Annotated in this window: 16 protein-coding genes; 3 read left to right on the top strand and 13 right to left on the bottom strand. The window is 58.4% G+C overall.

The genetic code is table 11. The features are described from left to right. Positions 1 to 98: 98 nt before the first annotated feature. The 6 genes from ltrA to QDX22_RS10760 all read right to left on the bottom strand — a co-directional run bounded on the left by ltrA (position 99) and on the right by QDX22_RS10760 (position 7,145). Complete coding sequence (gene ltrA, locus QDX22_RS10785; RefSeq protein ID WP_279717857.1) at positions 99 to 1,466, bottom strand: group II intron reverse transcriptase/maturase; 1,368 nt, start codon at positions 1,464 to 1,466, stop codon at positions 99 to 101. Positions 1,467 to 2,067: 601 nt separating this feature from the next. Next, positions 2,068 to 2,313, bottom strand: coding sequence for a hypothetical protein (locus QDX22_RS10780; RefSeq protein WP_279717856.1), 246 nt, complete (start codon positions 2,311 to 2,313; stop codon positions 2,068 to 2,070). 244 nt (positions 2,314 to 2,557) lie between these two features. Beyond that, complete coding sequence (locus tag QDX22_RS10775) at positions 2,558 to 2,878, bottom strand: transposase (RefSeq protein ID WP_279717855.1); 321 nt, start codon at positions 2,876 to 2,878, stop codon at positions 2,558 to 2,560. A gap of 44 nt (positions 2,879 to 2,922) precedes the next feature. Beyond that, positions 2,923 to 3,186 (bottom strand): hypothetical protein, encoded by a 264-nt coding sequence (locus QDX22_RS10770; protein WP_221040942.1) that lies wholly within the window; start codon positions 3,184 to 3,186, stop codon positions 2,923 to 2,925. 191 nt (positions 3,187 to 3,377) lie between these two features. After that, positions 3,378 to 6,539, bottom strand: a complete 3,162-nt coding sequence (locus QDX22_RS10765) for a type I restriction endonuclease subunit R (protein WP_122548781.1) — start codon at positions 6,537 to 6,539, stop codon at positions 3,378 to 3,380. A 30-nt stretch (positions 6,540 to 6,569) separates the two neighbouring features. Beyond that, complete coding sequence (locus QDX22_RS10760; protein ID WP_256372016.1) at positions 6,570 to 7,145, bottom strand: restriction endonuclease subunit S; 576 nt, start codon at positions 7,143 to 7,145, stop codon at positions 6,570 to 6,572. Between the two features lie 272 nt (positions 7,146 to 7,417). Here QDX22_RS10760 and QDX22_RS10755 point away from each other — a divergent pair, with 272 nt between their 5' ends. Beyond that, on the top strand, positions 7,418 to 8,617 hold the full coding sequence (locus QDX22_RS10755; protein WP_279717641.1) for an IS110 family RNA-guided transposase: 1,200 nt from the start codon (positions 7,418 to 7,420) through the stop codon (positions 8,615 to 8,617). Here the strand turns inward: QDX22_RS10755 and QDX22_RS10750 are convergent. Then, on the bottom strand, positions 8,600 to 9,187 hold the full coding sequence (locus QDX22_RS10750) for a restriction endonuclease subunit S (protein ID WP_279717854.1): 588 nt from the start codon (positions 9,185 to 9,187) through the stop codon (positions 8,600 to 8,602). The genes QDX22_RS10755 and QDX22_RS10750 overlap by 18 nt on opposite strands. Beyond that, a complete protein-coding gene (locus tag QDX22_RS10745; protein ID WP_279717853.1) occupies positions 9,184 to 10,746 on the bottom strand; it encodes a type I restriction-modification system subunit M in 1,563 nt (520 codons plus the stop codon). The genes QDX22_RS10750 and QDX22_RS10745 overlap by 4 nt, the downstream gene beginning before the upstream one ends. Positions 10,747 to 11,109: 363 nt before the next feature. Here QDX22_RS10745 and QDX22_RS10740 point away from each other — a divergent pair, with 363 nt between their 5' ends. After that, entirely contained in the window at positions 11,110 to 11,970 is an 861-nt protein-coding gene (locus QDX22_RS10740; protein WP_122548769.1) for a carbon-nitrogen hydrolase family protein, read from the top strand. An 89-nt stretch (positions 11,971 to 12,059) separates the two neighbouring features. Beyond that, entirely contained in the window at positions 12,060 to 13,331 is a 1,272-nt protein-coding gene (locus tag QDX22_RS10735; RefSeq protein ID WP_244924645.1) for an APC family permease, read from the top strand. 232 nt (positions 13,332 to 13,563) lie between these two features. Here the strand turns inward: QDX22_RS10735 and QDX22_RS10730 are convergent, their stop codons facing one another. The 5 genes from QDX22_RS10730 to QDX22_RS10710 all read right to left on the bottom strand — a co-directional run bounded on the left by QDX22_RS10730 (position 13,564) and on the right by QDX22_RS10710 (position 19,466). Further along, positions 13,564 to 14,730 (bottom strand): ATP-binding protein, encoded by a 1,167-nt coding sequence (locus QDX22_RS10730; RefSeq protein WP_122548767.1) that lies wholly within the window; start codon positions 14,728 to 14,730, stop codon positions 13,564 to 13,566. Between the two features lie 341 nt (positions 14,731 to 15,071). Next, positions 15,072 to 15,878, bottom strand: coding sequence for a restriction endonuclease (locus QDX22_RS10725; RefSeq protein ID WP_122548766.1), 807 nt, complete (start codon positions 15,876 to 15,878; stop codon positions 15,072 to 15,074). Continuing rightward, complete coding sequence (locus tag QDX22_RS10720) at positions 15,875 to 16,015, bottom strand: hypothetical protein (protein ID WP_279717851.1); 141 nt, start codon at positions 16,013 to 16,015, stop codon at positions 15,875 to 15,877. The genes QDX22_RS10725 and QDX22_RS10720 overlap by 4 nt, the downstream gene beginning before the upstream one ends. A gap of 429 nt (positions 16,016 to 16,444) precedes the next feature. Beyond that, positions 16,445 to 17,941 (bottom strand): HNH endonuclease, encoded by a 1,497-nt coding sequence (locus tag QDX22_RS10715; RefSeq protein WP_279717850.1) that lies wholly within the window; start codon positions 17,939 to 17,941, stop codon positions 16,445 to 16,447. Positions 17,942 to 18,092: 151 nt separating this feature from the next. Then, entirely contained in the window at positions 18,093 to 19,466 is a 1,374-nt protein-coding gene (locus QDX22_RS10710) for a sodium/glutamate symporter (RefSeq protein ID WP_199446278.1), read from the bottom strand. Positions 19,467 to 19,474: the final 8 nt, after the last annotated feature.

Genomic DNA, 19,474 nt, shown 5'->3' with positions numbered 1-19,474 from the left:
GGCCAGCAGCGCCCTGCCAGTCTTTGAACTGGTGGGTTTCTGCTGGCCGCCCTCCGAACCGGACGTGCCCATTCCTGAGCATCCGGCTCTCCATGTGATCACGCCGTGCCGCTCGCCCAGGGGTTTGGGATGCGGGTTCCTCGGTAGCGGTAGCGGGTCACGGGAACCTGCCAGGCGCGGAAGAACTCGATCCCTTCGGCGCGGATCTGCCACCGGGGCAGAAGTCGCCTGACGAGGGTGCGCATGTTCAGCTTCGGGTGCCGCTTTTTCAGCCAGCCCACGATCCGCCAGAAGGCGAACCGGTCGAGATAGCTGAAGAGGTGTTTGACGACGCCGTGCTGGAAGTAGGCGCACCAGCCCCGTAGCGCCGGGTTGAGTCGGCGTAGCAGGTCGGCGAGCGTTCGATGAGATGCCCGGCGGGTCAGCGTCCGCACCTTGTCCCGGATGGAAGCCAGCGACTTCCGTGAGGGGTAGGTGTAGATCGCGGTCTTCCCACCGTGACCTCTGATCCGGCGGCGCTGGATGTGCCACCCGAGGAAGTCGAACCCGGTGTCTATGTGCGTGACCGTCGTCTTCTCGGCCGACAGGCGCAAACCCATCGGCGCGAGCACCGCGGCGACTTCGTCCCAGAGCGCTTCGGCATCAGCGTGGGTGCCTCGGACGAGGACGACGAAGTCGTCCGCGTAGCGGACCAGCTTCATCGTCGCGCCCCCAGCGCGTTGATGCTTCGTGCGCGACCATTGCGGGCCGAGCGCATCCCACTTGCGTTGGAAGTGCTCGTCCACCACGGACAGGGCGATATTTGCCAGCAACGGCGACAGGATCCCGCCTTGCGGGGTGCCGGTGTAGGTGTCCCTGTTCACGCCGTCCTCACTGAGGACTCCCGCTTTCAGGAAACCGCGGGTCAGACGCAATACACGTTTGTCGGTGATGCGACCGCGGACACGCTGCATGAGCGCGTCGTGGTCGATCTCGTCGAAACACGCGGTGATGTCCGCTTCAAATACCTCCACGTAGCCACGTGAGGCGTAGTAGTGGATCTCCGCGATCGCGTCCTGCGCCCGCCTGCGCGGCCGGAACCCATACGAGGACGGCACAAAGTCCGCCTCGAAAATCGGTTCCAACACCAGCTTCAGAGAGGCCTGAACGATCCGGTCCGTCATCGTCGGAATCCCCAAGCTACGGACCTTGCCGTTGCCCTTCGGGATCGACTTCTGACGCACCCGCTCCGGGACGAACTCGCCGTTCTTGACGCTCTCGCGCAGATCGGCGAGCATCCCGTGCACCTTCTCCGGTGGGACGGATCGCGGCGCGATCCCATCGACTCCAGCAGTGCGGCCTCCCTTGTTGCCCGCCACCCGATTCCACGCCGCGGCGAGGAACGCGGGGTCATAGACCAGATTGAACACATCATCGAAACGACGAGCAGGATCGCCCGTCGCCCATCGGTGCAGTTTCGTCTGCATAGTCAGTACCCGCGCCCACGCCTCCGATGTGTCGGCAGGCCACGAAACATCCGCATTCACGGCTGTGCCTCCTTTTCTGCTTCTGTCACTGCGATCACACTGGACCCCTTCGCCATGTGACCGGCTTTCCCAGCCTCGGACTACTACAGGCCCTCCGCCCCACCCCGGCCCGATCAGCAGACCGTGCACTCAGCCGAGGAAATCGTCGCTGGCTGCGACGGTGCCCCGGCGGAACCGGGATGGTTCCCACGTTCACTCTCGAACCCTTCGACGGGATCGGCACCCAGTTATGCCCCAGCATCCTCGCCACGACTACGCCGCAGGCATTCACCGTGGCCTCCCGACCGGCGACATCACCCAGCACAGGAGTTCCCCTCACCGCCGAAGCAGTGAGGGTGCGCGATGCAACCCGACCCACATCCACCAGGTTGGAGTCGGTGGTCTTCAATTGAGGGGCTTTCAGCCACTGGTTCCTATCCGTATGCCTCTCCGTCTCGCTAGCCGAGCCCGCACCATCTGGCAGTTCTGGCACGACTCGTCGTTGTCGAGGACTGCTCCACCCAACCCGCTCACGCCAACGGGCCAGATCGTCCTCCAGCTATCACACGCCTGCTGCGACAGACGCGAAGCGGTGTCCTTTCACCACCGCAAGGTTCGAGAGCACCTCGTGGCGCTCGATCTCAGCAACCCACAGCTGATGCGGTGCATTCACCTTGAAGTCCCGGTTGACTAGATCCGGCCGATGATCCGGCACCTTCGCTGGGATCGTCGTTGGTGGTTTGCGGCCACGAGTCACACCGCTAATTCCGGCCAGGCGCACCAGCCGGGCGACTTGGTCGCGGCCCACATCCCACCCAGCACGGGTCTATGGCATGCCACATTTTACCCACCCCATAGACCCCATAATTAGCCTGGTGGAGCTCTTTGACCACCGGAATCAACACAGCATCCCGGCGCGAACGCTCACTGGCAGGCCGGGCTTTCGCCGCCCGATAGCCACCTGAGGTGATAAACCCACGGCCTGTCGCACCCAACACACGACAGATGGACTCGACTCCGAAACGATCCCCGAAACATGTCAATGTAAGCAATCATCTCGTCGTGGGGCGGTCGAGCTCCGCTGCGAAAAAAGCTGACGCCGTCTTGAGGATCTCATTGGCCCAGCACAGCTCAGCATTCTCGCGCTTCAACTTCCGGATCTGCTCCTGGGCATCAGTGGGGACACCCGGCTTCTTGCCGGTATCCACCTCGGCTTGTTCCACCCACCGGCGCAACGTCTCGGTGGCAATACTCAGCTTCGGCGCGGTCTCACGAATCACCACATACCGGCTGGGCGCATCATCGTCTTCGAGCCGATCAAACACCATACGCGTGGCACGATCTCTAAACGATTGAGGGTATTTGGTTGGCATAGTTCTATCCTCTCATTACAGGACGGAACAAAACCCAGGACGGTTCAGTGCGCAGGCTCCAGAAGCTGGGACTGTCTCCCAGGACCTGGCAACACTGATTCCTGCCTCACCGCATCCTCAATCCCACGATCGAGCACCCCCTGATCGCCAACCAAGATCTCCTCGGCACGATCCATCAGCAGGCCAAGCTCAGCATCGGTATGCGCTGAGCCCACATGCTTGATCACCCGCAGTTTCCCACGACGCTTTTCTACGACCTGAACCGCAGTCGCCCCTGAAGCAACCCGGACCTTCCTCACAAATACCACACAATTAGTGTCCCAAAACCACCATTCCGAAAGACAAAACCCCAGGTCACAGACCCACGGACCCCGAAACCACACTCACGTGCGCTAAGTCAGGTACTACCGGAGTCTGGACCGAATCTGACAGCCCCCTGCGCCGGCCCTGTGGGATGACGAGGTGGAGGGGCGGTATGCGGGTGTGTGCCGGGCTGTTGTCAGCCGAGGGTTCCGTACCGCTCGAAAAGCTCGATGAACTTTTTGACTACGCGTTTTTTAACGTCCTCGCGGCTGTCCCCGGCGGCGGTGCGGCCGAAGAGGCTCATGGGCGGCAGGATCTCAACGATATCGGTTCCGGTAGTCGGCACCTCGCCTATTTCGAAGGCATAGTCCGCGAAGGCGCGCGCCTGTGGTTCTCGCAAGTTTTCTTCTTCGATGAGATTGCCGAGCTCTCGCTCACGCCTCTGCTGAACGAATGCATTCCACTGGTCGACCACGTTTTTGCTCGTGTCGACGGCTTCGATGAAGTCCATGAACAGGTCGCGTTTGTCGCGCAGCGTGGGGCTGGCATCGATCGCCTGGCGGATCTGCTCCTTGATGTCGTCATCAGCCGGTGTGGAGCTCGACTTCGGCGTATGCAGTTTCTCTACGAGCATGAGGATGTAGTCGACGTTGACGTCCACCTGGCGCAGCAGCTCAATTTCAAATTCGAGTTCCTGCTGTTCATAAGACTCCGAACCGACCGTGGGGCCATCGTCGCCCCCACCGAGTTCTTCCCGGATTTCGAGGTAGACGCTCTGCAGGTCCTGCATATCGCGCAGGCTGAGGTCGTCGTCTTCGGTGAACTCGTCGAATCCTGCGAGCATGTTGCGCAGCTTGAGGATTTCGCCGAACACCTGCACGAAGTGTTTCTGCTCGGTTTCACTGCCGGGGCCAGCGTCGCCGATTCCGTGGACGCTCAGCAGTTCAGCGACTTTGCCCTTGTATTGCTTCAAGTAGTGTTCGTACGGCTTGAGCAGGGCAATGCCCTCGGCGTCCTTGTTGCCGAACAGCGCCAGCGCGTCCTCGGTGTTCTTCTGCAGGTCCCGGAAGCACACGATGTTGCCGTATTGCTTCACGGAGTTGAGGATGCGGTTGGTGCGCGAGAATGCCTGGATCAGCCCGTGATACCGCAGGTTTTTGTCCACGTACAGGGTATTGAGCGTTGGGGCGTCGAACCCTGTGAGGAACATGTTGACCACGATCAGCAGGTCCACTTCCCGGTCTTTGACCCGCATGGACAGGTCGCGGTAGTAGTTCTGGAAGTTATCGCCGTTGGCGTCGTAGCTTGTGCCGAAGATGCTGTTGTAGTCACCGATGGCAGTGTCGAGGAATACGCGGTCTTCTCCGCTGAGTTGACGGGTGTCGAATCCTTCTTCAGCGAGGATGCCGGCTTCGGGGTCTTCGTTCGCTTTGTAGCTGAAGATGGTGGCGACTGTGAGGCGTGCTGCTTGTGGCAGCTGAGCTTGCTGCGCTTTGAATTCCTCGTAGTACAGCTTCGCGGCTTCTACTGACTGCACCGCCATCATGGCATTGAAGCCGACAACTTTCCGCTTGGCTGTTTCGATGTTGCCCGGACCGCTGCGCCTGCGGGCAACGGCAGCCACGTTGGCTGTCACGGTGTGGAGGTACGAATCGTCGGTTTCGCTGCCGAGTGTCTGCCGGCGGGTGTGCTGGTTGAAATGTTTGAGGACGTACGAGGTGACGGCACTGATCCGCCGAGGTTCCAGGAGTTCGTCTTCTTGTTCGGCTCGGGTGGTCGGTTGCCCGGCTGAGCGTCGAACTTTGCCCAGCACGTTGTTGTAGGCGAGTTTGAACGGCAGGACGTTCTTGTCTTCGATTGCGTCGACGATCGTGTACGTGTGCAGTTGGTCGCCGAAGGTTTCTTCGGTGGTGCGCACGATCACGCGGCCTTCACGGGCTCCGTACGACTTACCGGCGTTGGCGGGGAAGATCGGGGTGCCGGTGAAGCCGAAGATGTTGTATTTCTTGAACTTCTTCGTGATGGCCTCGTGCATTGCGCCGAACTGCGAACGGTGGCACTCGTCAAAGATGAGTACTGTGTGTTCGCTGTAGATGGGGTGCTTCGCGTTGGCTTCAACAAAGTTCGACAGCTTCTGGATTGTGGTGATGATGATGCGCGCGTTGGGATCGCCCATCTGTTCCGTGAGGATCTTGGTGGACGCGTTGGAGTTTGCTGCGCCCTTTTTGAAGCTGTCGTATTCCCGCATGGTTTGGTAGTCGAGGTCTTTGCGGTCGACCACGAACAGAACCTTGGGGTTGCTGGGCAGGGCTGTGGCCAGCTGTGCGGTTTTGAAGCTGGTGAGTGTTTTACCGGATCCGGTGGTGTGCCAGATGTATCCGCCGGCATTTGTGCTGCCGAGCATTCTGTTGTTTGCGGCGACGTTAATGCGCTGCAGGATGCGTTCCGTTGCGGCGATTTGGTAGGGCCGCATGACCAAAAGAGTGCCGTCTTCGCGCAGCACACAGTACCGGGTGAGGATGTTGAGGACTGTGTGTTTGGCGAAGAAGGTGCGCGTGAATCCGTGGAGGTCGGCGATGAGTTTGTTGTTGCCATCGGCCCACCAACTTGTGAACGCCCACGTGTTGACTGTCCGCTTTGTACCGTCGTTCTTCTTGGGCCGGGTGGTGTTCGAGTAGTACTTGGTGTGCGTCCCATTGGAGATCACAAACACCTGGACGTAGTCGAACAGGCCGTGGCCGGACCACAGTGACTGGTTCTGGTAGCGGGCGATCTGGTTGAACGCCTCCCGGAGGCTCACTCCGCGGCGTTTGAGTTCCACGTGAACGAGCGGAAGCCCGTTGACGAGGATCGTGACGTCGTACCGGTTGGAGTGGGTTGCACTGCCGGGCGAAGTGCCTGCCTCAACTGCGTATTGGTTGATCACCTGCAGCTTGTTGTTGTGGATGTATGTTTTGTCGAGCAGTCGGATGTTCCGCGTAGTGCCGTCATCGCGGCGTAGAAGCTGGATGTTGTCGTTGTGCAGTCGCCACGTTTTTTCTTTGGGGCCGTCGTTCTTGCTGGCGATGTTTGTTTCGAAGAACGACTTCCATTCGCTGTCCGAAAACTCAACCTTGTTGAGTGCTTCAAGTTGTTTGCGGAGATTCGCTACGAGGGCTGCTTCGTCGCGAATCGTGACGTATTCGTAGGCCTGAGCCTGCAGCTGTTTGATGAGCTCAGCTTCGAGCTGAGCTTCGGACTGGTAGGAGTCGTCAGGCTGGATATCAGGTTCGTAGGAGGCAACGACAGTGGCTTCGTCGCTGACTGCAATGGGCGCAATTCTGTTGCGCTTAAGTTCGTCACCCGTCGAAAATTCCATCCCAGCCCCAGTCATTGAAACAACGCGCGGTTATGCCGCGTCGGACTCCTGTTCCTTGAACGACAGCAGTTTGTCCCGATAGTACTCGTACTGCTTCCGCCGAGCCTCGACCTCAGCTGGCAGACCGGAAGAGAGGTCGTTCACCAGTACGTCGAAGTTGTTCAGGACGTGACTGATACGAGCTTGTTCTTCAAGTGAAGGAAGGGGAATCTTGAACTGACGAATCTTGCGCGCGTTCAGATTGCTTTGGCTCCCTTCGCCCTGCGATTTAAGCTCCCGATAGGAGTTCGACAAGGCGTGAAATACATACCAGTAATCCGCTTTAGAGGGATCTATTTCAAGATTACAGCATGCTTGATTTGTCGTAACGGGAATTTTGTTCACTGCAACCTTTGCCGCAGTCGCCCCATACATTGCCACAATGACAGAATTCGGCCGGACCCATTTCGCTGACGAATTCTCGAGTCCACTTTCAGTTATCGAAGCCGAGGTCTGATCAACTACAGAAAAATCTATGTCTTGTGTTCGCACCCACGGAATTTGTCCACCATAATACGCAGGATTGCCAGCGGCAGGCGTACCACCCGACAAGACTCTGTCACACAACGATGCCAGCTCAACCAGGGTTGCCCCGTTACCTTTTAGGTGTCACTGTTTTCCGGCAGGATATGCAGTGTAGGGAGCCGGCTGGTTCCGGCATGATGTTTGCCCCCAGTTGACCATAATCCGGGGGGTGTTGTCACCGGAACCGGTCTGGTTCGTTCGGATCGCTAATAGAAGCACGCTCTTGGAACTTGCGGGCCCTTGTAACGTGGTTGTGAGCGGACGGGCCATCGGTGACCTGGTCTTTTAGTGGAACGAGTCAAAGAAGGTACCCGATGGAACCTCAAGTGTTTCTTGGAATCGACGTCGGCAAGTCCGACCATCATGCCACCGCTGTCAACCACGATGGCAAGGTTGTATATGACAAGCCATTGCCGCAATCTGAACCAAAGATTCAGGAGCTGTTGAAAGATCTTGCGGCCAAATACGGTGAGCTGTTGGTTGTGGTAGATCAGCCCAAAACCATCGGCGCGTTAGTGATCGCGGTTGCCCAACAACTCGGGATCCAAGTCGCCTACCTACCAGGATTGACGATGCGCCGGGTGGCCGATTTACATCCGGGCCAGGCTAAAACGGATGCCCGAGATGCCTACATAATTGCTGAAACAGCGCGCACCATGCCCCACACATTGCGCGGCATCACCGTGGCTGAGGAGCGGATTGCAGAACTATCGATGCTGTGTGGTTTTGATGACGATCTCGCCGCGCAACTGACCCAAGTCCGCAACCGGCTGCGAGGATTATTGACCCAGATTCACCCAACGCTGGAACGGGTGCTTGGACCCAGGCTGGCCCACCCGGCCGTGGTAGATTTGCTGGGTAGGTATCCAACTCCGGCCGCTTTGCAGCGCGCCGGGCGAGGACATGTCAGAACCCGGTTAAAGAAATTAGCGCCCCGAATGGCGGCGCGACTCACCGACGAGATCTTTGCCGCGCTAGCTGAACAAACCACCATCGTGACTGGCACGCACGCTGCTGAACACATCGTCGGGCGGTTGGCGGCTCAACTTCAACAGCTGACCCAACAACGAACAGATATCGAAACAGAGATCTTGAAAGTCGTTGATGCGCACCCTCTTACCGAAGTCCTGACCTCCATGCCAGGCATCGGGGTCAGGACAGCCGCACGCATCCTCACCGAAGTCGTCGGCAAAGACTTCAAATCCGCAGCACACCTAGCTTCATATGCTGGCATCGCACCCGTGACCCGCCAATCCGGCACCTCCATTCGTGGAGAATCCCCATCTCGGCGCGGCAACAAAGTCCTCAAACGAGTGCTGTTCTTGTCTGCCTTTGCTTCGATTAAAGGCGACCCCGCCTCGCGGGCCTACTACGACAAGAAACGCGCCGAAGGGAAACGTCACAACCAAGCCGTCATCGCCCTAGCCCGTCGAAGAACTGACGTCCTGTTCGCGATGCTCAGAGACGGTACCTTCTACGAATCTCGACCAGCCCAACTAGCCCCAGCAGCTTGACGAAAACGATAGAAGCACCCCCCCATCGTAGGGGAACGACAGCAGCTGGTCGCGGTAGTACTCGTACTGCTTGCGACGCGCCTCGAGCTCAGCCTCGAGCTCAGCCTCGAGCTCAGTGAAGAGATCAAGAACTTTAACGATCTCCCGCTGCACCTCCAATGGAGGAACAGGAACTAGTAGTCTGTTAAGAATTCGCTGCGTAAGGCTAGGAACCCCGCCTGCCGTATTAAGCCTCTCCAACCTACTCACAACCATGTAGTAATAGAAGAACTTAGGCAGGACAGTAGAACTATCAATGACCGTGTAATAGCACGTATCAACAGTCCAAACTGGACCATCTACATAGAAAACTGACGAAAGGGACCCCTTGCGAGGCAAGAGAACCGTCTCACCTACATACGCAGCCTCGTTAACATACGCGAGTATTCCACCAGACCCATAGACCGGGACCGATCCCTCTTCTAGATGTTTGTAATCGCGTCCATTTTTGATTGTGGCGATTTCCGCCAAAGGAACAAACGAAACCCCGTTCGGGCAGCGCTCCTGGATCAGTTTCTCGATGCGGTTCACTTGTGTGCACCTGCCTCGAGTTCGGCAACGATTGCGTCAATGCTGGTGCGCAGCTCGGCCTGTCGCTCTACGATCCGTGCAATCTCTGCGTTCAGCTCGGTGATGTCGATCTTTTCGCGCGTGTCTTCGAATTCGACATAGGAACTGATGGACAGGTTGTAGTCGTTGTTCGCGATGTCTTCAGCACTGACGCGCTTGGACACGTACTGTTCTTCGCGGCGCTCTTCGACCATGCTCACGACCTTGTCGCGGTGCGATTCGGTCATCACGTTGTTCTTGCCCCGACGAACAAAGTCCTTGGACGCATCGATGAACAGCACATCGTTAACTGACTTCGACTTCTTCAGCACGAGGATGCACACCGCGATCGTGGTTCCGAAGAACATGTCTTCCGGCAGCTGGATCACAGCGTCCACGTAGTTGTTGTCGACAAGGTACTGGCGGATCTTCTGTTCGGTGCCGCCCCGGTACAGAACACCGGGGAACTGCACCAGCGCAGCTGTCCCATCGACCGCGAGCCACGAAAGCACGTGCATCGTGAACGCAAGGTCTGCCTTCGTCACAGGCGCCAGAACTCCGGCTGGAGCGAACCGGGGGTCGTTGATGAGCAGCGGGTTGTTCTTGCCTTCCCACCGGGTGGAGTACGGCGGGTTCGAGACGATCGCATCGAAGGGTTCGTCGTCCCAGTGCTGTGGGTCCGTGAGGGTGTCTCCGTGGGCGATGCTGAACTTGTCGTAGTTCACGTCATGCAAAAACATGTTGATGCGGGCCAGGTTGTACGTGGTCAGGTTGATTTCCTGCCCGTAGTACCCCTGACGGACACCGTGGGGTCCAAGGACCTTTGCAAACTTCAGCAGCAGAGAACCTGAGCCGACCGCAGGGTCATACACGCGGTTCACCCGGGTTTTGCCGATGACCGTCAACCGTGCCAAAAGTTCGCTGACTTCCTGCGGCGTGTAGTACTCACCACCGGATTTACCGGCCTGGGATGCGTACATCTGCATGAGGAATTCGTAGGCATCACCAAACATGTCAATGCCTTCATCGTGCTTTTCGCCCAGGTCAAGGTCGCCGATGGCATTGAGTAGGTTCCTCAGTTTGTCATTCCTGCGCTCAACCGTGTTGCCCAGGCGGTTTGAGTTGACGTCGAGATCGTCGAACAGGCCCTTGATGTCATCTTCACTGCGGCGGCCGAGTGACGACCCTTCGATGCTCTGGAAGACCTTTTCCAGTGTTTCGTTGAGGTTCGGGTCCCGTGCTGCGCGAGCCCGCACGTTCTCGAACAGCTGGGAGGGAAGGATGAAGAAACCCTTTTCATCCACCATCATGTCGCGGATGGGTTCAGCCTCGGCATCGGTCAGATTGGCGTAGCGGAAACCTGCTCCTTCGTTCGCTTCAATGAAGTTGGAGAGGTTTTCGGAGACGAAGCGGTAGAACAGCAGCCCCAGCACATAGCTCTTGAAGTCCCAGCCGTCGACGGAGCCGCGGAGTTCGTTTGCAACTTCCCAGATGGTCCGGTGCAGACGATCACGCTGAACTTCACGGGAAACAGCTCCCACAACAACCTCCAGGCAACAGGGCATACGGGTCACCCTAGCTTCGCAACTTTCTCCATATTAGACGGTCCCGCGCGGTGAGTCGCTGACCAGCGCGTCGCTTCAAGAATTTCGTGTCCATTACGGCTCGAAATCGCGTCCGCAATGGGCACAAGGACATCCGCTGGAAGAACGCATGCGATAACCCGCAAGTGCTGGGGAGTTTATTGCCCTCTGCCAATCATTACGACAGACCGGAGAAGTGACGCCGGCTCTCTATGCGGAAAGCGATCAGGTGAGACGGCCTCTGTGCCTTACACTCAGCAACGACGTCCGGCACTGCCAGTCCGGATAACAACTCGAAACAAATAGGGGGGCTGCTTCACCATGTCCGCTTCGCTCTACATACTCACGCTGCAGGCCCCGGCTCGAACGCCAGACACTGCCGTTGAATCGCTTAGAGACGAGTTGAAAGAACTGCTGGCTGACTTCCCCCAAACTGTACTCGTGGTCTGCCCCGAGTACCACACAGTCGATGTTGAGGGCACGCCTGCTGAACGCGCTGCTGCTTACGAACAGCTTGCGGAACCTCTAAGCGGCCCGCGTGTAAGTGGGTTGAAAGCGATAGCCCGCGAATTTGGCATCTGGCTGATCCCTGGGACCGTGATTGAACGTGGGCCCAACGGCGAACTGTTCAACACGGCAGTAGCCATCAGCCCTAACGGCGAACTCGCTGCCGCCTACAGGAAAATCTTCCCGTGGCGACCATTCGAACCGTTTGACCCGGGAAGCGAATTCACCGTCTTTGAGATACCCGGAAAGGGCGAAGTCGGACTGGCGATCTGCTACGACCTCTGGTTTCCCGAAGTCGCAAGGAACTTAGCGTATCTCGGGGCAGATCTCATCGTCTACCCATTCCAAACATCCACACGGGACCGGGAACACGAACTGGTCCTTGCCCGTGCGACAGCTATTCACTCCCAAGTATTCGTACTCAGCGCAAACGCGGCAGCTCCTTCAGGCACAGGCCAGTCGATACTTGTCGATCCTGACGGCGTCGTCCGCTACACGGCAGTTTCGGAGAACCCTGCAGTGCTGACCGACGTCATTGACTTCGAGACCGTAGAGAGAGACCGCCGCGTCGGGACCGCTGGAATGAACCGCCTGTGGGACCAATCGCGTGACGGCGACCCAGCTGTGCGGCTCCCGTTCTACCGCGGCACAATGCCGCCGCTTAGCCGCGACTGATTCGCTGGCGACTCATCAAACTGACAACCTTTCAGCCCAACAGGAATCGCATGACACAACTCAACCGCACGATTTCACTCTGGCCCCTGGTGCTGTTCGGCATTGCCTACGTGTCACCGTTCATCGTGCTGACCACCGCGGGAAGCTTTTCGGAAATCGCCCAAGGAGCACTTCCCTCCGCCTACCTTCTGACCACCGTGGCCATGATCTTCACAGCCTTCAGCTATGCGAAGATGGCTCGGCTCTACCCATCAGCAGGATCCGCCTACACCTACGCGAGGAAAACCCTCGACTCCCGCATCGGCTTTATGGTCGGATGGGTTACGCTCCTGGACTACTTCTTCCTGCCGATGGTTGTATGGCTGATCGGAACGGCCTACCTGACCAGCGCATTCCCAGCTGTCCCGGCGTGGGTATTCCTGACCGCCTTCATTGGCCTGACGACTGCAATCAACATCATCGGCGTCAAAGTCGCGACCAAGGTCAACATCGTCCTGATCAGCTTTCAGCTGCTGGTGATCGCGCTCTTCATCATCTTCACCGTGGTGTCGATTTCCAACGGCCAGATCTACGGTGCCGGGCCTGAAGGATTCACCGTCGGATCGCTCTTCGCTCCCTTCTGGAACTCCGGAACAAGCCTGACTGCAATCACAGCCGGCGCAGCCGTTGCCGCTTACAGCTTCATCGGCTTCGATGCAGTGTCCACATTCGCGGAAGAGACTGTCGACCCTCGCAAGACCGTGCCGAAGGCCATCATCCTCACCGCACTCATTGCAGGTGTGCTTTTTGCGACCGTGGCGTACTTCTTCCAGCTGGGTCATCCCGGCTACGCATTCGAAGACCCAGACAGCGCCCCGCTGCAGATGGCCAAAACAATTGGCGGAAACTTCTTCGGTGCGGTGTTCCTGGCAACCGTGATCATGACCCAGTTCACGGCCGGAATCCCGATTCAGTCTGCGGGGGCACGACTGATGTACGCCATGGGCCGCGACGGCGTTCTGCCGCGCGCAGTCTTCGGCCGCATCTCACAGAAGACCCAGACACCTGTCATCAACATCCTTCTGACCGGTGTCATCGGCTTCATCGCTCTGGCTCTGACCGTGTCCTCTTCTACGTCGTTCATCAACTTCGGCGCCTTCATCGCATTCGCGTTCGTCAACATCTCCGTGATCGGGCAGTTCCTGAGGGATCGTCGCCAGCCGAACGCAACCGGCGCCACGAAGAACACTGACATCCTCCACACACTTTCGTGGGTGGTCCAGCCGGCTATCGGTTTGGCAGTCATCATCTACTTGATGGGACACCTTGACGGCCACGCCTTGCGCCTTGGCGGAATCTGGGCAGTCTTGGGCTTGACCTGACTACTTGTCATCACACGCGGTTTCCGCCACCTCACCCCACAAGCGGAACTGGAAGATGCATAGAAACCTAACCTCCGCATCGTGAGTGAATGGTGTGCTCGACAAAACCTTCCGGGCACACCCCACTAGACCAACTTCACTCAGCCGCCTCATAACGGGACACTCGATGACGAGAATCCACGGCCACCGACCTCCCCTTTTTGTGAAAGTTTATGATTTTTATGATGACCCGTCAGGACGGACGCTCACGCTCCAGAATGTATTCACGCGTGTAAGGCATCGTGAACGTCACGACACCCCGTGCAGGCGATTCGATGACACCTGCAGCCAGCAGCCGGTTGCGGTAGGTGCCAGCATTGCGGGGGTCCATGTTCATGCGTTTGGCCACTTCGGCGGTCATGGACGGCCCTTCGTCTGCAGACATGGCGTACAGATAGTCGCGGTCACGACTGGAGAGACCAGCGAATGTGGGTTCGTGAATCTGCCGGTACATGACCCGCTGAGCGTCCGCTGCCGCTTGACGTACGTGCGAGATCGTAATCACGTCTTCACTGCCTGCGAGTTTGAATGCTTCATCGCCGATCAGCTGCACAAGGTACGGGTACCTACCGGAAGCCGCGACAGCCACCTCTAGAGCCTGTTTCGACATTGATTTGCCCGTTTTCTCCAAAGGGCGGGTCAAGCCTTCCCGAGCCCCGGCCTCCGTTAGAAGCTCCAGGTCAATGCGCTCTGCACGCCGCAGGTACGTCGACACACGGTCATTCACCAGGTCATCGATGGAGGCAGGCAGGCCCGCGCCGACGAATGCAACGGGAGCTCGTTCGGAAACAGCGGCACTTAGGGCATCCGTAACCTGACGCAGCTCATCGATATTTGATCTGTGCACCTCATCCAAAGTGACCAGCAGTCCTGTGCCTCGCTCCGCAAGTGCTTCAACTGCACGTATGAGCTGGTGCTGGAAATCGGGAGTTACGGGGAAACGGACTTCACTAGTGGTGGAAACGCTGCCGCCGAAACCCATGACGCTGAATCCTCCCCCGGTGATGCGCATGCTCGACTTCGATTCCCAATCGAGCGTCGCCATAGCTTCAGGGATTCGGGCCTCGGTCAACCGCTGAACAACACCTGGGCTGGCCTGGTCCTGAGCACATATCCAACCACGCGACTGAGCGACCATTTGAAACACCTTCAACATCACACTCTTGCCCATGCCGCGCTGTCCGGTGATGAGAGTGGCCTGCCCGCGAGCCCCGGGGCCCTCATCAAGCATCCGAGCGAAAGCATCAACCAGCTGCTGTCGATCAGCCAAGCGGGGCGGAATCACCCCGAAGGTCGGGGTGAATGGTGAGCGCACGTAATCGGCATCGGGAACCGGCGGGATGTCGAATGCATCAGTCATGTGCCACTCTCACGATCGCTTATGAAAGTTTATGATAATTATGATAGCGGCTCTGACGTGGCTCAGCGATCCTGCGCGAGGAGCGACGGGGCGCCAACCAGACAGGCACCCGCAGTGTTTGAACAGAGCGAGAGTCCCTGGTGCCAGATAGGGCTCAAAACGTGGTGCTGGGCTTGGCGATTGTTCTGTTCTCGATCTTCCCCGAGATCGTCACGTGGCTGCCCGAAGTGCTCTACCAGGAATAGGACACCTACGGCTCAGCTGAATAATGAAAACAGCTGCCCATTGGAACAACCCAGTGGGCAGCTGTTTTCGTTGATTGTTATGGATCAGCAATGCCGTTACAGCAGTTCGTCCTCAAAGAAATCATCGTCGATTTCATACAGTGTGAACTGATGTGCTTTTTGAACTGCAACACCGTAGTCAAGCATGAGTTCTGTTAACCGGAGTCCATCGATGAGCACGATCTTGCCGTGACGATACCCTGCGGCCGTACGCCTTGCTTTGTCTTGGAAACTCGACGTTGTAATGAATACGCCCACATTGGCACCTTGCGCATCGAGAGATCCGATGAACGTGCGGATATCAGGGTCACTGACTTTATTGTTGTCGGCGTAGCGTTTCGCCTGAATGTAGACGTTGGTCAGCCCAAGTGCATCTTGACGAATGATTCCGTCGATTCCTCCGTCGTGAGATCGCCCCACGTGCTGCTTAGCGCCGTGCGTCCCACCATAGCCAAGGGCCCACAGGTGTTCGATTACAGCCCGTTCGAAAAACTCGGGGGATGACGACTGCAGGCGCTTACGCAAATCAGTCTCGGTACTCGCATTAAACGCTCTCGCGCGAGTGCGCATAGCCTCTACCGGGTCACCGGCAGGCTCAATTCCACTTTCGCCAGAACTATCACCGTCCTTGATCTGACGGCGTTGAGCAACCTCGTCCTTATACTCACGCCACGTGGACCACTCGAGCATGTCCGTTTCGCTGTATTCGCGCAAAGAGCGCTGGTCGACCGTCTTCCCGTTCTCAGTGATCTTGTAGCGCCCACGCTTAGGTCGATCAACCAACCCAGACAGCGACAACGATGAGAGCGCCCAGCCAATCCGGTTGCGGTAGCGAGGCCGCCCCGATTCCAAGGTTTCTTTCATTGGTGTTGCGACAAGCCGGCCAGCGTGGAAACCAATTCATTAAGTTCCTGTCGACCACGCTCCTCGCCGTCAGCGAGAGCACGCAGGACCAGTGGTCGGAATTCATCAATTGAAGGAATATCGCTAGCCATCTTCATCGCTTTCCACTACTCGTTTAAGCAACATTAAGGCCAGCCTATCCGCGCCCTTCCCGTTACGCTGATCGGTTCCTGACCATAGTCCGCGATCGTCGCCCGGTGACCGGGCAGATCATCGGGAAGGATCATTACCCCGGGCGCGATATAGAGCGGAAGGTGGGCTCTAACCGTTATCTCATCGACGGGTCCGGCTATCCGGCTAGCTCATCGACGAGCCCGGGTCCTTGGGAGCATGGATGTTGGCAGAACTGTCGTGGCGGGGTTAGTGCCCCTGTCGGAGGCTGACTGGCAGGCGCCCCTATCGCTGGCATGAAATCCTCTCGTGCCATTTTCCTGTCAGATTCGTGTCAGACCCTAGGGGCAACTCCGTCACAACACATTGCGCAGTGAAGCGAGTCCGTCTAAAGATTATGTCCTACAACGCCGGCACTAGGCAGCCCGGCGCATACCGGGGATCAACGGCGGGTCCTGAGTGAAGTAGCTGTGTCCGGTTGGGGTAATGACTTTGAGCCCACCTTTCACGGGACGCTGGGTCCAACCGTGGGTTTCTTTCATTTGGTTGCATACTGCACACAGTCCCTGACCGTTGTCCAAACTGGTCTGACCGCCATCGCGGTAGCGACGAATGTGGTCGGCGTGGTCGATCGGGTTGTCGCAGTACAGATTGCGGCACCGGTGGTCCCGGAGCACCAGCATCTTGCGCAGGGTCTTAGGGAATGCGCGGGATCGGGAGTCCATAGTGACCAGCTGGTTGGTTTCCGGGCTCGTGTAGAGTCGGCGCAGGAAGACTTCGATCTGCTCATCGTGGACCCATTCTCGGGCTAGAGCGGCCGGGATCGGACCGTATCCCACAAATTGCGCCGGGGTGTCATCGCCAGCGAACAGTGCCGCATCGGTCATGACCAGGTTGAGTTCGATGGCTCGTGGAGCCCGGATGACCGGTGACTGGGCGTCGGATGCCGGCTCGGGGTCTGGGTCGTTCGCGGGATCGTGGGTGAGCTTGGCGATGAAGAGATCTGCCATGATCTGGTCGATGGTGCGGGGCGGAGTGGGCGTCGAAGCTGCGGTGTCATGTTGAGGGTTCTCCGCTCGCTCGGCATCATCACCAAGCTCAGCATTATCGACATCATCGGCATTATCGGTGAAGTCTTCGACCGCGCGCAACGATTCGGTATAGGCAGCCCGCTCAGCGCGGAGGATCTTTTCGGCTTGCTGGCGCAGGATATCCAGGACGGGGATCCCATATTTGGCTTCGACCAGCCCCGAGATTTCAACCATGCCGTCGGAGCGGTCAGAGCGGGCCACTTTGCGGGAGGCTTGGGCGCGATCGGATTTGTCGCGGGAGGACTGCGGTTCAAGGCGTTGGACATGGCCGCGGGCTTCATCTTTGAGCTGAGAGATCCCCAGGAACCGGTAGCGGTCCTTCAGCTGGGCATCGACCTCATGCTGAGTCTGGTGTTGTGTGCCGGCTAGCTCACGGGCGAGTACGGTGACTTGGTCTTCGTTCAGATGGCCCTGGCTCAGTGCGGTGTGGGCGTGTCGGGCGTGGTGGGCTAACAGCAGTGCTTCGCGCAGGCGAGCGTTGCCTTTGGAGGGGGATTCACGACGCGCGAGTCCGATTTCGGCGCCCAGTCCGCCAGCGCGTCGTTGTTTCGGGATGTTGGCGAGTTTGTCGCGACGGGTTCGTAATCGATTCAGCTGTGCGGTGGAGGCAATTTGTTGTGCAGCCAGAGCATTTTTAGCGCGTTCGGCGGCGGCAAGGTGGTCGACCAGATCACGTTCGAGATCGCGTATTTGGTCGGCGGTGAGTTCGTCTAGGGCCGGATCATCTGGGATCTCCGGCGAGGTTAAGACGCCGGGATGGCCGGAGGGGCTGGGGCCGGTGCTGGGGGTGTGGCGGGGAAGCGCCGGTGTGGAATGTGTCATAGGTTCACGGTAAGTGGCCACGGCACCAAAAATCCGGGGTGGATCTCTACTGTGGACAGTGCTGGCCCGATCCGGGATCTCGCCCCGATCCCTGCGGACGAACTGTGGATGAGATCAGCTGTGACCGAGGAGGAGATAAGAAGGAAAGCGTTTAGCGCGAGGAACCGGTTGAGGCGCTTGAGGTCGTGAGGGTCTGGCCGTCGCGAGCATTCATCCGGGCCAGGATGAAAGCTGCCACGATCGTGACGACCGCGATCGCACCCCAGATGCCGACGACGGTCCAGGCGAGTCCAGCCAGCACCAGACCGGGAACGAATGTCACCGCGGTGATCTCGACCGGGGTGACCGGAAGGTAGGCGAGGCCGAAGTCCTCCAGGGTTCCGGATTTTAGTTTCGGATCGACCACGCGCAGCATAGCGATGCCGGTGGACACACCGCCGGTGGACCACCCCCAAGTGAATAGCTGGCGCTCGAACCAGCCATGCTGAATGATCCGTGGCGCGATCACCTGACCTAAGAACAAGCAGAGGACCAGGCCAAAGACGAACAAGATGCTCAGTTCTAGCCAGTTTCCGGCCACGACGGAAGGGTCGATCGAAGCTATACCGCACACGATGAGCACATCGGTAAAGGCCCCCGAGGTGGAGTTCAGTGAACCCGGGTCGACGTATTTGGCGACGTTGAGCCGGCTCATCACCGCGCGGGCTACCAAGCCGATCAAAAAGGCCACCACAAAGACGGGGACCGACAGCTCGGGGAGTCGCCCTTGAATCCATTCGGTGATCCCGTATCCGGCCCCGGCGGTAGCAACCACCAAGGAGATCTGGATGGCCAGGGTTTCCACCGAAGAACCCGAAAAGGTGTGCTGACCGATCGAAGGGCGTTTATTGACCTGTCGGATCAGACCGGTGCGCTCTTCCTCGGGCAGAGCGGACATGCTGGCGAAGGCCTCGACCTGTCCGCGCATCGCACCAATTTTAGCCTGGATAAGACCACCGACAATTCCCACGACGAGCCCCACGGTCGCCGAGGTGAAAGCCAAGGTACTCAGCTCCGGATCGGACTCGGCGAAGGCATCCCCCATGGCTGCGGCCGTACCATACCCTCCGGCCCAGCCTGCGAACAGCACCACACCGACTTCATCACCTGTGCCGAATAACGGTTGCAGTAGTACCAACACCAACAGCATGCCCAGCGACACCTGGAGCGCGTAGATCATCACGCCTTGGGCGGCGAAACCCCCTACCGTGCGGTTGAGTTTGAAGATGTTGAAGTCGTCGGTCATGGCCACGCAGGCGAACACTCCCGCGATCAGCACCGAAGAATAGGTGGAGAGCTGATCGGAGAAAGGCAACCAGCCCAGCACCATGGGACCAAAGATTAGCCCCAGGATCCCACCCAGCACACTGGCGGGGATCATCAGAGTTTGGATCGGTCTGATCCAGGCACGTAGGACGGCACCAATGAGCAGAAGAACGCCAATCAAGGTAGCATCGGTCAAGGCAACCCACGGTGTGAACTCCATGGATACGG

Origin of the sequence: Auritidibacter ignavus, from assembly GCF_029853775.1 — a bacterium.
GTDB classification, from domain to species: domain Bacteria; phylum Actinomycetota; class Actinomycetes; order Actinomycetales; family Micrococcaceae; genus Auritidibacter; species Auritidibacter ignavus.
Note: the sequence above shows the minus strand (reverse complement) of the source record. Positions and strands in the feature narration are given on the sequence as shown.

Bases quoted from the DNA above. Each gene is read 5' to 3' on its own strand.
- QDX22_RS10720 (WP_279717851.1), bottom strand. From the start codon at position 16,015: ATGAAGATGGCTAGCGATATTCCTTCAATTGATGAATTCCGACCACTG.
- QDX22_RS10715 (WP_279717850.1), bottom strand. From the start codon at position 17,941: ATGACACATTCCACACCGGCGCTTCCCCGCCACACCCCCAGCACCGGC.
- QDX22_RS10740 (WP_122548769.1), top strand. From the start codon at position 11,110: ATGTCCGCTTCGCTCTACATACTCACGCTGCAGGCCCCGGCTCGAACG.
- QDX22_RS10730 (WP_122548767.1), bottom strand. From the start codon at position 14,730: ATGACTGATGCATTCGACATCCCGCCGGTTCCCGATGCCGATTACGTG.
- QDX22_RS10710 (WP_199446278.1), bottom strand. From the start codon at position 19,466: ATGGAGTTCACACCGTGGGTTGCCTTGACCGATGCTACCTTGATTGGC.
- QDX22_RS10725 (WP_122548766.1), bottom strand. From the start codon at position 15,878: ATGAAAGAAACCTTGGAATCGGGGCGGCCTCGCTACCGCAACCGGATT.
- QDX22_RS10755 (WP_279717641.1), top strand. From the start codon at position 7,418: ATGGAACCTCAAGTGTTTCTTGGAATCGACGTCGGCAAGTCCGACCAT.
- QDX22_RS10775 (WP_279717855.1), bottom strand. From the start codon at position 2,878: ATGCCAACCAAATACCCTCAATCGTTTAGAGATCGTGCCACGCGTATG.
- ltrA (WP_279717857.1), bottom strand. From the start codon at position 1,466: ATGCAGACGAAACTGCACCGATGGGCGACGGGCGATCCTGCTCGTCGT.
- QDX22_RS10765 (WP_122548781.1), bottom strand. From the start codon at position 6,539: ATGGAATTTTCGACGGGTGACGAACTTAAGCGCAACAGAATTGCGCCC.